The organism is Romboutsia sp. LXY-2, from assembly GCF_056171995.1.
In genome coordinates, this window is record NZ_JBKFGI010000003.1 from 1 (window position 1) to 15,697 (window position 15,697).

Sequence of the window (15,697 nt, forward strand, 5' to 3'; positions counted from 1 at the left end):
TAACCCAATGATAGGTGCAGCTGGAGTTTCAGCAGTACCAATGGCAGCTAGAGTTGTACAAAAAGTTGGGCAAAGCGAAAACCCTACAAACTTCTTATTAATGCATGCTATGGGACCGAATGTAGCAGGTGTTATAGGATCAGCAGTTGCAGCAGGGGTACTTCTTAAGTTCTTCGCATAAAATTAAGACTACAATATAAATCATATTTATATAAAATACACTTGTTAAGTAAAACTTATCAAGTGTATTTTTAATTAACATATTAATTGGATATTGTGTTAAAATAGGGTGTTAGTAAAACATTAGGTATAAATACCTTTAATGTAAAAAGTGAAAAAATGTTGATAAAAAATCATAATTATGTATAATCTATTATTATAATCTGATAATAGATAATGAATGAGGGGAACACAAAATGGAAGTTACATTTGATAAAATAGAAAATAATGATTTAAGACCAATAAGAGAGACTGTACTAAGAGAAATCAGAAATGCTATCTTTGAAAATAGGTTAAAGCCAGGAGATAGATTGGTAGAAAATGTTATAGCATCTAGTATGGGGGTTAGCAGGACTCCTGTAAGAGAGGCATTAAGACAACTAGAAATTGAAGGTTTAGCAGTTAATGTACCTAGAAAAGGAACATTAGTTAAAGGTATTTCTATAGATGATGCTATGGAAATATATGATTTAAGAGAAGTACTTGAAGGACTAGCAGTTAGGCTAGCGTGTTTAAATATTTCTAGAGTAGAAATAAGAAGATTAAAAGAAATCATAGATATAATGGAATTTAATATGAATGCAAATAATAGTGTTGATTATTTTAAAGCTCATAATGAATTTAACAATATTATATTAAATGCGACTAAAAATAAAAGATTAGTAGAACAATTACAAATTATATATGAATATCTAAAATCACTAAGAAAAGTCAGTTTAGTTGATGAGAGCAAGAGACAAGATGTATTAAAAGAGCATAAAGATATTGTTGAAAGTATAGATTCTGGTAATGAAGAACTTGCTGAACAACAAGCTAGGATACATGTATCAAGTGCTAAAAAGAGATTTACTGCAAGTTATGTTGCAAATGCTAAAATATAAATAATGATGAATAGAAAATACTTAAACCATAGGAATTAAAATTTTAAAGCCTATGGTTTATTTGTACTTAAAATAAAAATAAAATCTATGAATTAAAAAAAACTAAATAGCTAAACTAAATTTATACAAGAAAGGGGAAAGAGTTTTGGATAGAAATTTTTTTAGGCAAGATGGAATAGAACTTGCAAAATCAATATTAGGAAAGTACTTAATAAGAAAATATGAAGATAAAGAAATTATAACTAGAATAGTGGAAACAGAAGCCTATATGGGAATTGATGATAAAGGTGCTCATGTATATAATGATAAGAAAACTCAAAGAACATGGCCTCTTTACTTAGATGGTGGGCACATATATGTATACTTAATTTATGGAATGTATTATTGTTTGAATTTATCTGCAAATATAAAAGACAATCCACAGTGTGTATTAATAAGATCAGTGGAGCCAATTAATAATTTAGATGAAATTTCATATAACAGGTACAAAAAAAGTTACGAAAGTTTAAGTAATTATCAAAAGAAAAACATTACTAATGGTCCTGGAAAGCTTTGTATGGCTCTAAGAATAGATAAAGATTTAAATGGTAAGGATATTTTAGATAATGAGTTAACTATAAAAGATTATTATTATGATGGTACAGATAAAGTAATAGGCTCTAAAGAGTTCCAAGTTTCTAGCAGTAAAAGAATAAATATAGATTATGCAGGAGAAGCAAAGGATTATTTGTGGAGATTTTACATTGATAACAATAAATATGTATCAGTAAAGAAATAATTATATGTCAATTATTAAATAAAAATATTTGACTAGATATAAAATGATAAGATGTTAGAAATCTAAATAAAAAACACTAAAAAGCCTTGATAACTACACTAGAAAAAGGTTATAATATAATTCGTCAAATTACGACAAAATTACATATAAAAGTTATTAAGTAAAGGAAGAGAAAAATGACAATAATATTAAATTTACTAGGAATAGTAGTATTATTAGGAACTTTATATTTATTATCATCTAACAAAAAAGATGTTAATAAAAAAATGATAATAAAGGCACTTATAATACAATTCGTATTAGCCTTCTTATTAGTAAAATTCCCATTAGGTAGGGTAGCTTTAGAAAGAGTATCTGATGTAGTAACAAATATATTAAGTTATGGTATGGAAGGATTATCTTTTATATTTGGATCTTTAGGAGATGCATCAGCTCCAACAGGAATGATATTTGGTATACAAGTATTAGGAAACATAATATTTATATCTGCATTAGTAGCAGCACTATATTACCTTGGAGTAATAGGATTTGTTGTTAAAGCTGTAGGTGGATTAATAGGAAAAGTATTAGGAACAAGTAAAGTAGAAAGCTTTGTAGCTGTTGCAAACATGTTCTTAGGGCAAACTGAATCACCAATACTTGTAAGTAAATACTTATCAGGAATGACTGAAAGTGAAATAATGTTGGTTTTAATATCTGGAATGGGTAGTATGTCAGCTACAGTTCTTATGGGGTATGCAGGAATGGGTATTCCAATGGAGTATTTATTAATAGGTGGTGCTTTAGTACCATTAGGAAGTATAATAGTATCAAAGCTAATACTGCCAGAAGATAAAAATGAAGTAAATGAGAAAAATCTAAGTAATGATATCAATATAGATAGTAAGGGTGGAAATGAAAATCTTATATCTGCTATTTCACAAGGGGCAAATGATGGTCTTCAAATGGCTCTTGGAATAGGTGCATCTTTAATAGCAATAATATCTTTAGTAGCGTTAGTAAACGGATTATTAGGTGTATTTGGATTATCATTAGAATTAATATTATCATACGTATTTGCACCGATAGGATATCTAATGGGTCTATCAGGAGATAATGTATTACTAGCAGGTCAATTATTAGGTAGCAAACTTGTATTAAATGAGTTTGTGGCATTTGGACAACTAGGAGAAGTGTTACAAACTTTAGATTACAGAACAGGGTTAATGCTAGCAGTATCTCTTACTGGATTTGCAAATATATCAAGTATGGGTATTTGTATATCTGGTATATCAGTATTCTGTCCAGAGAAAAGAGGACAACTATCAAAACTTGCATTTAGAGGTATGATAGGAGGATTCTTAGTAAGTTTATTAAGTGCTTTAATAGTAGGATTAATAGTAGCAATATAAATAAAAGTTAAATATATAATATAGAAATAAGGCTATTAGAAGAAATAACTTCTAGTAGTCTTATTTTATATATTCAGTTAGATATATAAAATAAGTTTAAAAGATGCAAAATAAAATGTTTATAGAACTATTATATATATAATACTAGTTAATATAAAATTAGAACTGTGAATTATTTATGAATTTATGATGAAATAAGTAGGAAAAAATAGATAAAAGACTTTTATTCCTTATTTAATAGTAGTAATATAAATAGTAAAATAATTAATTAAATAAACAGGCTAGAAAGAGGTTTTTATGTCGCATAAAACTAAAAAAGCAGCTTTTATATTGATGTGTATAATACTTATTTCTAAAACCACTGGCTTTTTTAGAGATATTGTACTAGCACAATCTTTTGGGGCTGGTAACATAACTGATGCTTATCTAACTGCAATTAATATACCTGTTGTGTTATTTGATGGAATTAGTGCAGCACTAGGTACAACTTTTATACCAATGTTTTTTAAGGTAAAAGAAAGTAAAGGTGAAAAGGAAGTAAATAATTTTACTAGTAACGTGCTTAATATAGTTGTATTAATAAGTATAATTCTTACAATATTAGGACTGTTATTTACTCCATACATAGTAAAGATATTTGCCATGGGCTTTGATAGTGATAGATTTAATCTTACAACTAATTACGCAAGAATTTTATTATTCAGTATGGTATTTATAGCAGCAAATGGATTAATATCTTCCTTTATTATAGCAAAAGGAAATGTATATATTTCAGGTCTAGTTACTATACCATTTAACGTATTTGTAATAATATCAATAATTTTAGGAGCAATGACAAACTCTTATGTAATGGTAATAGGGACATTGTTTGCTTATGTGGCACAACTATTATTTCAACTACCATTTCTGTATAAGAGTGGATATAAGCATAGTTTAAAGGTAAACTTTAAAGATGAAAATGTCAAAGCTATGATTTTTCTAGTAATGCCAGTATTTTTAGGTTCATATGTAAATCAAATAAATACTGTTGTTAATAGAAGTTTGGCATCAACGCTTGAAGTGGGTAGTATTACAGCTCTTAATTATGCTAATAAGCTAAGTATATTTGCTGTTGGAATATTGGTTACATCACTTACAACTATAATGTATCCTATATTATCAAAGCTTGCTAGCGAAAATAATATTAAGGGATTTAAAGGTAGTTTATCAAAGACTATAAACTTAATAATTGTTATTATGGTTCCAATTACAATAATCATTATGGGTTTATCTACTCCTATAGTAAGAATGCTATTTGAAGAGGGCTCTTTTGATGCTAGAGCTACACAATTAACATCTACAGCATTATTTTATTACACTGTTGGTATGGTAGCATATGGACTAAGAGATATTTTAGCGAAGGCTTTCTATTCATTGCAAGATACTAAAACACCTGTAAAAAATGCAAGTATATCAGTTGTGATAAACATTGTATTATCAATAATATTAGTTAAAATGATGGGTATAGGCGGTTTAGCATTAGCTAACTCCATAGCAGCTATAGTAACGGCATGTTTACTTTTTGTTAGTTTAAGAAAGAAGATTGGAAAATTAGGTTTTAAAAGTATGGCAATTACTTTTACTAAGGTTACTGTAGCTTCACTTATAATGGGTGTTATAATCAAGTTAATATACAATTATATATTTAATCATGCTTATCTTTTAGATATTGGTATAAGGAAGTTAATTGGTATAGATTCATTTATAAGTGTATCTATAGGAATATTAGTATATATTGCGTTAGTAATGATTTTTAAGGTTAAAGAAGCAAATGAAATTATTGATGGAGCTACTAATAAGTTAAAATCTCTAATAAGAAAAAGCTAATATAAACTTACATATACATACAAAAAAGTAACTACTTTACTTTAAATTAAATTTAATTTACTATATTATAGTATTATATTAATGATTTATAGAAGGAGAGATAATATGAAATTTACATTTTGCCATAACAATTTTAATGTATTAGATTTAGAAAAAAGTTTAGAATTCTACAAAAAAGCTTTAGGTCTTGAGGAAGTTAGAAGACATGTTGCTGAAGATGGAAGTTTTATCTTAGTTTACTTAGGAGATGGGGTAAACAACCATACATTAGAGTTAACTTGGTTAAGAGATTGGGATAGAGCATATAACTTAGGAGATAATGAATTCCACTTGGCATTAAGAGTGGATGATTTTGATGCTGCATATGAATTACATAAGGAAATGGGATGTATATGTTTCGAAAATAAAGCTATGGGAATATACTTTATAGCTGATCCAGATAACTACTGGATAGAAATATTACCATCTAAATAATAAAAAAGGCTTATCAAAATATTTTTTGGTAAGCCTTTTTTACGCTTAAGGATATTATAATAATTCGAACTATATGGATAACTTCTGAACCTAAGTAATATTAATAAACTGGTTTTGAGCGTAAAAAAGATTTTTAACAACGGACGAAGTCGTTTAAGTAACGGGACATGAAATGCTTCGCCAACGTAGTTGCTCAAAGCTTGCCAAATGGACGTTGACGACATGCAATTTTGGCGACATTAGCAAAGCGAATTTTTTATATGTAAGAATTTTATGATTTTTAATTGATAATATTTTAAGAAAAGTTTTTATAGTATTATCAGTAATGTTAGACTAGAATTATTTTAGAGGTAAGACTGTTCTAGGAATTTTAGAGGATAGGTGTAGTGTTTTCTGTTTCTAAAATGGATATTAGTGAAAAGTTTGAAAAAAATATATTATCATATTTATAAGTTTAGGGGAGTTTATTTATGTGGTTTAGTAAATTTCAGAAAAAAAAATGTAGAAATTGTTATGCATGTGTGCGAACTTGCCCAGTAAATGCTATTAGGGTTAAAGATGGTCAGGCAAATATTATAAAAGAAAGATGTATTGTTTGTGGGAATTGTTCTAAGACATGCAGACAATACACAAATGTAGTTAAATCAGATGTAAGACTTGTAAAAAGTTATCTAAGAGAAAATGACAAGGTGGTAGTATCATTAGCTCCTAGCTTCGCGGCAGTTTATGGTATAAATAGTGATAAATTACTTACAGCTTTAAGAATATTAGGATTTAATCATATAGAAGAAACCGTATCAGGTCTTGAGCCTATAATGAAAGTATATAGTGATTATGCTAATAAAGAAGATGGGAAAAATTATATTACGAGTTTTTGTCCATCAGTATCTAGCTTGATTCAAAAGCATTATCCAGATCTGTTGCCAAGTTTAATACCTGTTATTCCACCATATATTTGTCACTCTATGCTATTAAAGGAGAAGTATGGTGAGGATTCTAAGGTAGTATTTATTGGACCTTGTTTAGCAAAAAAAGTAGAAGGTGATGCCGAAATATCTATAGATGGTGTTCTTACCTTTGATGAGCTTAACAAATGGATAAAAGAAGCAAACATAGATTTAGATGAAATAGAAGAGGGGAAGTTTGATTGTAATTGTGAAAAAAGAAAGTTATTTCCTATAGTCGGGCAACCTACAAAAGAGCTTAAAGATAAAAATCCTCAGAGAAAAATATTTTATATTGATGGAATAGAGGATTGTATAGAGACTATTGAGGGAATAAAGAATCATCGATTTGAAAATGTATTATTCGAAATGAGTTTATGTAGAAATAGTTGTCTTGGTGGTTCGGGAATGCCAAAAGATAATACTAGTTATTATGAGCGTAGAGAAAATCTAGAAAATTACGTTAATATTAATATAAGTAATAACTTATTAAGTAAAGAGAAGGCAGAAATTTCAGATTGTAAATTATGTGATAATTTGCAGAGTATTTCTATATATAAGGAGTTTAAAAATCTTAATATTCCGCTTAAAGTTCCTACTGAAGAAGAAATTACTAAGATTTTAAATAAGTTAGGAAAATATACAAAAGCAGATGAGATAGACTGTGGAAACTGTGGATATGAGACCTGTAGGGAGAAAGCAGTTGCAGTTTTTAATGGAATGGCAGAACTTAGTATGTGCTTGCCTTTTATGCGTCAAAACTCAGAACGTTTAACAAATGTAATATTTGAGACAACACCAAATTTAATACTTGTGGTTAATGAGGATTTAGATATTATTGATATGAACCCAGCTGCTCAAAAATTCTTCGACATAAGAGCAAATAATGAACAGCCTATACCAGTAGTTATGTTTTTGGAAGAAGAAAAATTTGCAAAGGTAAGAGATGACAAAGAAGATATATTAAAAGACAAAATAAAAATACCGTATAATGATTCAACAGTAATACAAAATATTATAGGTATAGAAGAAAGTGAAGTAATACTTTGGATAGCTGATGATATTACTAAGGATGAATTAAAAGAAATTAAATACCAACAAATGAAAATCAATGCTGTGAATATGGCGCAAAAAGTAATAAATAATCAAATGATAGTAGCACAAGAAATAGCTAGTTTATTAGGTGAAACAACTGCAGAAACAAAAGTGACTCTTACTCAGTTAAAAAATCTTATTAATGAAGAAGGTAAAAGACTATGAATTTCTTTGTAGATTTTGCAAGTGGTAGCCTAAATAAATATGGAGAAGAGTTATGTGGAGATAAAGTAGAATTTTATAATGATGGAAAGACATTTATAGCTGTTTTGTCAGATGGGCTGGGAAGTGGAGTGAAAGCAAATATATTGGCGACACTTACATCAAAGATCGCAATAACAATGTTAAAAGAAGGATTGCCTTTAGAGGAAGTAGTAGATACTATAAGTAAAACATTACCTGTATGTTCGATTAGAAAACTTGCATATTCAACTTTTACAATAATAAAAATAGACAGTGATGGAATGACATATGTTGTTGAGTTTGATAATCCAAGCATCTTTATTTTAAGCGACAAGATAATTAAGACTGTAGAATGGAGAACTCATGAGATAAATGGAAGAAGCATAAAAGAAAGTCAATTTCAAATTAAAGAAAAAGATATCTTAGTTTGTGTAAGTGATGGAGTAATACATGCGGGAGCAGGAAAAGTACTAAATTTAGGATGGAAATGGGAAGATGTGTTAAAATATTTAATGAAGAATATAAGTAGAGACATGTCTGCAAAAATGGTTACAAATATTTTACTTGGAGCATGCGATCAATTATATATTCAAGAGCCAGGAGATGATGCTACAGTTGCGACTATAAAGGCGATTAGACCTAAAGAAGCAGTAGTATTTTCAGGCCCACCAATAGACCCTAAATCTGATAAAGAAGTAGTAGAAAAAATTATAAGTACATCAGGTAATAAAATAGTTTGCGGAGGTACAGCAGCTAACATTGTAGCAAGAGAGCTAAAAACACAAGTTAAAGCAAATTTTAATATTGAGGACAAAGAAGTACCACCAATAGGGTATATTAAAGGTATAGATCTTGTTACAGAAGGGGTACTTACAATTAAAAAGGCAACGGAGAAATTAGAGCTACTCAAAGTAGCAAACGATTTAAAGTTTATCTACGAAAAAGATGGTGCTTCAATGCTTGCAAGAATGCTTTATGAAGATTGTACTCATGTTAAGATGATAATTGGTAGAGCTATAAATCCTGCTCATCAAAATCCGGATTTTCCAAATGAGCTGAGTATAAAACTATATGTTTTAAATGAGCTTAAACAAGTACTTATAGAATTAGGTAAAATCGTAGAGGTAGAATTTTATTAAAGGAGTGAAGATATGGAATATAATTGGAATTTAAGTGAGATATATCCATCATTTAATAGTGATGAATTTAAAAAGGATGTTGAAAACCTAAAAAAGCTTATAGAGGATATAAATATATGGGCAAATGAAGTTGTAAAAGAGCATAAAGATGAAGATAGAAAACTTAAGGAATACATTAATAAATTTTCAGACTTAGATGAACTTGTAAATAGATTAGGTAGTTTTGTTAATCTTGCTTTAAGTGTAGATACAAAGGATAAAGATGGATTAAGATACTCTGATATTTTAGACAAGATAATGACAAATATTGTTGAGGCATCCACAAAGGTTGAAAAGTATATTAGTGAAATCAGGGATATTGATAGTATTATTGAAAAATCAGAAATACTTAAAGAACATAAATTTATATTAAACAATATAGTAGAGCAAAGTAAATATTCATTAAGTGATAGAGAAGAAAATATAATAGCAAGTATGAAAAATACAGGCTCAAATGCATGGTTAAAGTTAAAAGATACTATGATATCTACACTTAAAGTTGACATTGAGATAGATGGTGAAGATAAACAATTACCATTAACTGTAGTACTTAACATGGCAAATGATAAAAGTGAAGCCGTTAGAAAGAAAGCATATGAGGCAGAAATAGCATCATATAAAAAGGTTGAAGAATCAGTAGCTGCAGCTCTTAATGCAATAAAAGGAGAAGTGTTGACAGTTTGTGAGTTTAGAGGATATAAATCTCCTCTTGAAGAAACTTTAATAGATTCAAGAATGGATGAAGAATCTTTAAATTCAATGCTTGATGCAATGATAGAGAGTCTCCCTATATTCAGAAAATATTTAAGAAGAAAAGCAGAGATTTTAGGACATAAAAATGGATTACCTTTCTATGATTTATATGCACCAGTAGTTGAAGCTGATATGAAGTTTAAATATGAAGATGGATGTAAATTTGTAATAGATAACTTTAGAACATTTAGTGATAACTTAGCTGATTTTGCAAAAAAAGCAATAGATAATAGCTGGATAGATGTATATCCTAAAGAAGGTAAAGTTGGAGGAGCCTTCTGCAACAACCTTCACTGTATAGGAGAGAGTAGATTTTTACTTAATTATGGAGATAGCTTTGGAGATGTTGTTACATTAGCACACGAATTAGGCCATGGATTCCATGGTGAGTGTTTAAACAAAGAAACCACACTAAACTCTGATTATCCGATGCCAATAGCGGAGACTGCTTCAACATTCTGTGAAACAATAATAAAAAAAGCAGCAATAAAAAAAGCAGAAAAAGAAGAAGCCCTTGCAATTTTGGAAGCTGAAATAAGCGACTGCACTCAAGTTATAGTTGATATTTACTCAAGATTTTTATTTGAGAAATCTTTATTTGAAAAGAGAGAAGAAAGCGCACTATCTGTAGAAGAGATAAAAGAGCTTATGATAAATGCTCAAAAAGAAGCATATGGTGATGGGCTAGATCCAAATTTCCTACATCCATATATGTGGACTTGGAAACCTCATTATTATTATGCAGATAGCAATTTCTATAACTTCCCATATGCATTTGGACTTTTATTTGCAAAAGGATTATATGCAAAATATCTTGAAATGGGTGATAGTTTCCCTAAAGAATACGAAGAACTTCTTTCAATAACAGGTAAAAATAAGATTGCTGATGTAACGAAAGTTATGGGTATTGATATTCACAATAAGGAGTTCTGGAGAAATTCTCTAAAGACTATTGAAGAAGATATAGAAAAGTTTATAGAGCTAAGTAAGTAATATAGAAAAGTCTTTGATAATTTATTATAAAATTATAGTAACTGAATATAGGAGGATTATATTTAACAAAAAAGCTAAAGATATTATTAATTAGATAATGTCTTTAGCTTTTTATAATGGTTAGTTGCATAAAAAAAGAAGCTAAAATTAGCTTCTTCTTGTAGATATATATTAATAAAAATTAATTATAATCTAGTTACGTTTTCAGCTTGAGGTCCTCTAGCTCCTTTAGTTACGTCGAAGCTAACTTTTTCACCCTCTTCTAAAGTCTTGTATCCATCTCCTTGTATAGCTGAGAAGTGTACGAATACATCGTCTTCTCCTTCTACAGATATGAATCCAAATCCTTTTTCGCTGTTAAACCATTTTACTATTCCGTTTTTCATTTGAAAAAACCTCCAATTATTTAAAAAAATCCAAACTATGTAACACTTGTACTTAAGCTTGTTATCTAACTTTAACAAATCTAATTAAAAAAATCAAGGCTAATTTGAAAATAATTAGAAAAATTTTTAAATTTTTTGAAAAATGGGCATATTATATTATTAATAGCAGAAAAATATTTTTAAAATGTTATGTAGAGGTAAAATTATGAACTATGAAAAAGTAAAAAAATGCGTAATTACTGCACTGTGTATAGTAATAGTCCAAAATATATATTCTTTTTTGTTTGGAGAAGAAAATGCACTAATAGGAAGTTTGATGGCTCTTGTAAGTGCAACATTTTTAAGTAGAGACTTTACCAATAACCTTTATTATAAGAGCTTTACTTTTATAGTGCTTAATATTAGTTTAGGTATAATTTCATATATAGGATCTCTGAATGTATTTGTAAGTTTAATACTAAATTTAATTACAATATTTACTGTAACTTATATATATATTAATGACTTTAAGTCACCTACATCATACCTTTTCTTGATGTGCTATTTATTTTTATGGTCAAGTCCAGTAGGTATTGAGTTACTTCCAAGAAGGTTGTTATCAATAATTATTGGTATATTTATGATAACGTTTGTTCAATTTTTATTAAATAAAAAAGTTATTTTTAAAAAATCAAAATCTTTATTTATTGATATTGCAATAAAGATTGATTATGAATTAGAATCAATGATTAATGAAAAATATAGCAAAAAAGAAAGTGTATATATAAATGATAATATAAGAAAATTAATAGTTAATTTAAATGATAGAAGTTATAAAAAATATTATTTTTCAAATGAAACTAAGCTTATCTTTTATATACTTATTGCTTTAGAGAGGATAAATATTATTGTATTAGAAATGGGGAAAAAAATAGATAGTATTGATAAGGAATTTGTAAAAGATTTAAAAATTAACATTAGATACATTGTAAGAATTTTAGAAGATGAAGAACTATATGAAGAATTTAATAGTATATTAAATAGTTTTGTTGATAAATATGAAAATGAAAAAAATCCTAATAAAAAATACATAGACTATAACACAAATAAGGAAAATAACTACAAAGAAATAAATAATGACTATATAACAGAAAGTATTATTGCTATATCAAATATAAAAGATTATATAGAGCAGTTAAATAAATCATCTAACAATAATTTAAATAGATTAAATAAAGAAAATCCAATACCTATAGAATTTAAAAGGATTACTAGATTCAAACAAAATTTAAATTTAGACTCAATATTATTTAAATATTCTTTGAAACTATCCATTTCATTATCTATTGCTATGTTTATAGTTGATTATTTCAATATCTTATATGGTAAGTGGATAATCATAACTATATATGTACTTTTACAACCATACTCAGAAGATACAAGATCAAAAGCAAAGAATAGACTTAAAGGAACTGGAATAGGAGTATTGTTATTTTTAATAATATTTAGTTTTGTAAAAGATGCAATCCCCAAAAATATAATACTTTTTATAGCATTTTACTTTTATTTTTATTATGAAGAATATTATAAGAAGGTTATTGCAATAACAATGATTACATTAACTTCTATGTCATTAGTTGAAAATTTGGATATTCTATCTTTTAACAGACTTATATATGTGATTATTGGAATACTTTTAGTTACAATTTTTGATAAGTACATATTCCATTATAGTATTTTTGATTCAATAAGAGATTTAAAAAGAAAATATTTAAGATTAATGAAAATAATAAAAAAAGAAATAAGTAGTAGTGATATGAATAATGATACATTAATAAAAGTAACTATGCTATGTTCAGAGATAGAAGAAAAATTACGAATTAATAATAAAAGAGTAAAGGACAAGTCATTAGAAGTATTTATACTAAAATCTAATATATTAATTAGTGATATTAAGCATTTAATTTTATACCAAAACACAAGTGTTAAAAGTAGAATAAAAGACAAATCAAATTTAAATAATATTGTTGATTTGATTAAGGAAAAAATAAATAATATTATAGTATGATAAAATATTTGAAACTTATGGAGAATAATTGAAATAGTGGTAATCTTATAGACATACTTTCTTAAATGATGTAGTATATAATAGGTGATGTCAAATTATCTGTATCATTGTAGAAATAATAAGAAGTATGGAGGTATTTGTCTATGACTAAAAATATAGATTTAAATGTTATAGTAGAAAAAGTATTAGACTTAATAGCAACTAGCGGTTTTAAACTAATAATTGGATTTTTAATTATATACTTTGGATTTAAGATAATTAATAAAGTAGTAAAAAGAGTTATTGATTTATTAGAAAAGAAAGAGGTTGATATTACCTTAATAAAGTTCTTAAAGTCATTGCTTACAGGTGGTCTTAAAGTAGCTTTAGTGATTCCAGTTTTAGGATACTGGGGCGTCGATTTAGCAAGCTTTGCTGCATTAGTTGCTTCAGCAGGGGTTGCCATAGGTCTTGCTCTTCAAGGAAGTTTATCAAACTTTGCAGGAGGTTTTATAATTTTGCTTCTTAGACCTTTTAAAGTAGGAGATTATATTGCTACATCTGGTTACGAGGGTGGAGTTGAGAAGATAGATTTATTCTATACACACTTAGTAACAGTAGATAACAAAGAAATATTAATTCCAAATGGTACATTATCTAATGGTAGTTTGATAAATTATTCATCTAAAGATACAAGAAGAGTAGATATTAAATTTGGAGTATCATATGACGCAGATATACTTCATGTAAGAAGAGTATTAAATGATATCGTTAAAAAGCACAGATTAATATTACATCACCCTGAGCCATTTGTAGGTATAGTAGAACATGCAGATAGTAGTATTAACTTTGCAGTAAGAGTGTGGTGTAATACACCAGATTATTGGCAAATATACTTTGACTTATTAGAAGAAGTTAAGTTAAGATTTGATGATGAGCAAATAAGCTTCCCATATCCACAAATGGATGTTCATCTAAAGAAAATAGATTAATTTCACATTGAAATATAAATAGACTATAAAACATAGATTAGTGTTTTGTAGTCTATTTTTTATGTATTAGGAATTTATTTGTGGATCATAATCAATATATAAGTCATATAGCCATTAAAATAAAAGTGTTATTTACAAAAATATAATTTAAAAATTTGAAAAAGTATAATAATTTCATGTTAAAATAAGATATACATTAATATAAATATTATTTTTGGGAGATAGAAGATGGAATATATTCAAGAGCTATTTAGATTAGCACAAGATTATTGGATTCTAACTATGATGGTAGGATTATTTAGCACTTTTATTGAAAGTTTTATGCCTGTGTTACCTTTAATAGCAATAGTAACTATTAATGCAGCTATATTTGGGATGGGAACAGGTCTTTTAATATCTTGGATAGGTTCAAGTCTTGGGACAGCAGCCTTATTTTTATTAATAAGTAAATATAATGACAATAAACTTTTTAATAAACTAAGAAATCATAAAACTTCTAAAGCAATATCATGGCTAGAAAGACAAGATTTCAAATTATTATTCATTGCATATTCTTGTCCTTTTGTACCTGGTTGCTTAGTTACTATTGCATCAGCTTTTTGTAAAAAAAGTATAAAAAGCTTTTTACCAGCTATGATGTCAGGTAAATTTGTTATGTTTGTAGTAGTAAGTTATGTTGCAAGTGATATTAAAGGTTTTATTACTCAACCTTTAAAGATAGTTACATTTGTACTATTAGTTTTCCTATCATGGAAGATAGGAAGTAAATTTAAGTTAAGGTTAGAAAATCATGATGAAAAACATGATAATATAAAACTAACTGATAATAAACATAGAGGCTTAAAAATAGACGATAATATATATATAAAAGAAGTGACTATGGATAAAGAACAACATCAGGACTATTGAATAAAAAAGTTAGATAAATAAACTCTATTAGTTAAATAATAGAGTTTATTAATAATTATATTAAGAGATAAAATCTATATCCTAATAAAAATATAACACCAAAGTTTAAAGCTTTACAAAAAAGTTTTTCGACTTTAGAGCTTGTTTTTATAGGAAGTATAGAAAAGTTTATAGTAAGGGGGTAGAATAATTCGACTCCTTCTTTTGTTATTAAGTCTAAAAATATATGTGAAAAATTACCTATAATAAATCCACTTGCCAAACATAAAAATACTATATTATATTGAGTGTAATAAAGTAATATTTCAAAAAAATAACTTAACATTGACATACAGATTAAGCTATGTGTAAAACTTCTATGTCTAAATTTCTTACCAAAACTTTTATGTAATATAGGAAATCTTTTGCTAATGTAAGACCCTCTCATGTCTATATCAGGAAACAGTGAACCTAAGTAGGCAAAATACATATATATAAGTATTAATATGATTTTATATATAATATCATATTGCTTTAAAAACTGATCATTAATTAAAGGAAGAACGATAAGTGCAAATAAGTATCCACCTTTTGTATGAGTTTCTTTTACCATAAATCCTCCTCAGATGATTATAAATTGTGTCATGAAC

Annotated in this window: 14 protein-coding genes; 12 read left to right on the plus strand and 2 right to left on the minus strand. The window is 27.4% G+C overall.

The annotated features are described in order from the left end of the window. From ACI48P_RS05660 to ACI48P_RS05700, 9 genes are all read left to right on the plus strand, one after another. A partial coding sequence (locus ACI48P_RS05660; protein WP_475214394.1) for a sodium ion-translocating decarboxylase subunit beta occupies positions 1-181 on the plus strand: 181 nt, incomplete at its 5' end. A 235-nt stretch (positions 182-416) separates the two neighbouring features. Next, complete coding sequence (locus tag ACI48P_RS05665) at positions 417-1,100, plus strand: GntR family transcriptional regulator (RefSeq protein ID WP_475214396.1); 684 nt, start codon at positions 417-419, stop codon at positions 1,098-1,100. Positions 1,101-1,245: 145 nt separating this feature from the next. Continuing rightward, positions 1,246-1,878 (plus strand): DNA-3-methyladenine glycosylase, encoded by a 633-nt coding sequence (locus ACI48P_RS05670; protein WP_475214398.1) that lies wholly within the window; start codon positions 1,246-1,248, stop codon positions 1,876-1,878. 176 nt (positions 1,879-2,054) lie between these two features. Continuing rightward, positions 2,055-3,269 carry a NupC/NupG family nucleoside CNT transporter gene (locus ACI48P_RS05675; protein WP_475214400.1) on the plus strand — a complete coding sequence of 405 codons (1,215 nt, stop codon included), beginning with the start codon at positions 2,055-2,057 and terminating at the stop codon, positions 3,267-3,269. A gap of 297 nt (positions 3,270-3,566) precedes the next feature. Continuing rightward, positions 3,567-5,135, plus strand: coding sequence for a murein biosynthesis integral membrane protein MurJ (murJ, locus tag ACI48P_RS05680; protein WP_475214401.1), 1,569 nt, complete (start codon positions 3,567-3,569; stop codon positions 5,133-5,135). Between the two features lie 105 nt (positions 5,136-5,240). After that, positions 5,241-5,609 carry a VOC family protein gene (locus tag ACI48P_RS05685; protein WP_475214403.1) on the plus strand — a complete coding sequence of 123 codons (369 nt, stop codon included), beginning with the start codon at positions 5,241-5,243 and terminating at the stop codon, positions 5,607-5,609. A 470-nt stretch (positions 5,610-6,079) separates the two neighbouring features. Beyond that, positions 6,080-7,813, plus strand: coding sequence for a [Fe-Fe] hydrogenase large subunit C-terminal domain-containing protein (locus tag ACI48P_RS05690; RefSeq protein ID WP_475214405.1), 1,734 nt, complete (start codon positions 6,080-6,082; stop codon positions 7,811-7,813). Beyond that, positions 7,810-8,970: a SpoIIE family protein phosphatase gene (locus ACI48P_RS05695; protein WP_475214407.1), complete on the plus strand. Its 1,161-nt coding sequence runs from the start codon at positions 7,810-7,812 to the stop codon at positions 8,968-8,970. The genes ACI48P_RS05690 and ACI48P_RS05695 overlap by 4 nt, the downstream gene beginning before the upstream one ends. Positions 8,971-8,982: 12 nt before the next feature. Next, a complete protein-coding gene (locus ACI48P_RS05700; RefSeq protein ID WP_475214409.1) occupies positions 8,983-10,755 on the plus strand; it encodes a M3 family oligoendopeptidase in 1,773 nt (590 codons plus the stop codon). 185 nt (positions 10,756-10,940) lie between these two features. On the opposite strand, the gene ACI48P_RS05705 is transcribed toward ACI48P_RS05700, so the two are convergent. Continuing rightward, a complete protein-coding gene (locus tag ACI48P_RS05705; RefSeq protein WP_475214410.1) occupies positions 10,941-11,141 on the minus strand; it encodes a cold-shock protein in 201 nt (66 codons plus the stop codon). A gap of 205 nt (positions 11,142-11,346) precedes the next feature. Here ACI48P_RS05705 and ACI48P_RS05710 point away from each other — a divergent pair, with 205 nt between their 5' ends. The 3 genes from ACI48P_RS05710 (at position 11,347) to ACI48P_RS05720 (ending at position 15,068) form a co-directional block, all read left to right on the plus strand. Then, a complete protein-coding gene (locus tag ACI48P_RS05710; protein ID WP_475214411.1) occupies positions 11,347-13,188 on the plus strand; it encodes an FUSC family protein in 1,842 nt (613 codons plus the stop codon). Between the two features lie 143 nt (positions 13,189-13,331). Then, complete coding sequence (locus ACI48P_RS05715; RefSeq protein ID WP_475214413.1) at positions 13,332-14,159, plus strand: mechanosensitive ion channel family protein; 828 nt, start codon at positions 13,332-13,334, stop codon at positions 14,157-14,159. Between the two features lie 228 nt (positions 14,160-14,387). Beyond that, positions 14,388-15,068: a TVP38/TMEM64 family protein gene (locus ACI48P_RS05720; RefSeq protein WP_475214415.1), complete on the plus strand. Its 681-nt coding sequence runs from the start codon at positions 14,388-14,390 to the stop codon at positions 15,066-15,068. A 55-nt stretch (positions 15,069-15,123) separates the two neighbouring features. Here ACI48P_RS05720 and ACI48P_RS05725 read toward each other — a convergent pair whose 3' ends face one another. Beyond that, a complete protein-coding gene (locus tag ACI48P_RS05725; protein WP_475214417.1) occupies positions 15,124-15,660 on the minus strand; it encodes a metal-dependent hydrolase in 537 nt (178 codons plus the stop codon). Positions 15,661-15,697 lie beyond the last annotated feature (37 nt).

Excerpts from the sequence above, each read along its gene's own strand:
- ACI48P_RS05665 (WP_475214396.1), top strand. The coding sequence starts at position 417 with ATGGAAGTTACATTTGATAAAATAGAAAATAATGATTTAAGACCAATA.
- ACI48P_RS05675 (WP_475214400.1), top strand. The coding sequence starts at position 2,055 with ATGACAATAATATTAAATTTACTAGGAATAGTAGTATTATTAGGAACT.
- murJ (WP_475214401.1), top strand. The coding sequence starts at position 3,567 with ATGTCGCATAAAACTAAAAAAGCAGCTTTTATATTGATGTGTATAATA.
- ACI48P_RS05685 (WP_475214403.1), top strand. The coding sequence starts at position 5,241 with ATGAAATTTACATTTTGCCATAACAATTTTAATGTATTAGATTTAGAA.
- ACI48P_RS05690 (WP_475214405.1), top strand. The coding sequence starts at position 6,080 with ATGTGGTTTAGTAAATTTCAGAAAAAAAAATGTAGAAATTGTTATGCA.
- ACI48P_RS05695 (WP_475214407.1), top strand. The coding sequence starts at position 7,810 with ATGAATTTCTTTGTAGATTTTGCAAGTGGTAGCCTAAATAAATATGGA.
- ACI48P_RS05700 (WP_475214409.1), top strand. The coding sequence starts at position 8,983 with ATGGAATATAATTGGAATTTAAGTGAGATATATCCATCATTTAATAGT.
- ACI48P_RS05705 (WP_475214410.1), bottom strand. The coding sequence starts at position 11,141 with ATGAAAAACGGAATAGTAAAATGGTTTAACAGCGAAAAAGGATTTGGA.
- ACI48P_RS05710 (WP_475214411.1), top strand. The coding sequence starts at position 11,347 with ATGAACTATGAAAAAGTAAAAAAATGCGTAATTACTGCACTGTGTATA.
- ACI48P_RS05715 (WP_475214413.1), top strand. The coding sequence starts at position 13,332 with ATGACTAAAAATATAGATTTAAATGTTATAGTAGAAAAAGTATTAGAC.
- ACI48P_RS05720 (WP_475214415.1), top strand. The coding sequence starts at position 14,388 with ATGGAATATATTCAAGAGCTATTTAGATTAGCACAAGATTATTGGATT.
- ACI48P_RS05725 (WP_475214417.1), bottom strand. The coding sequence starts at position 15,660 with ATGGTAAAAGAAACTCATACAAAAGGTGGATACTTATTTGCACTTATC.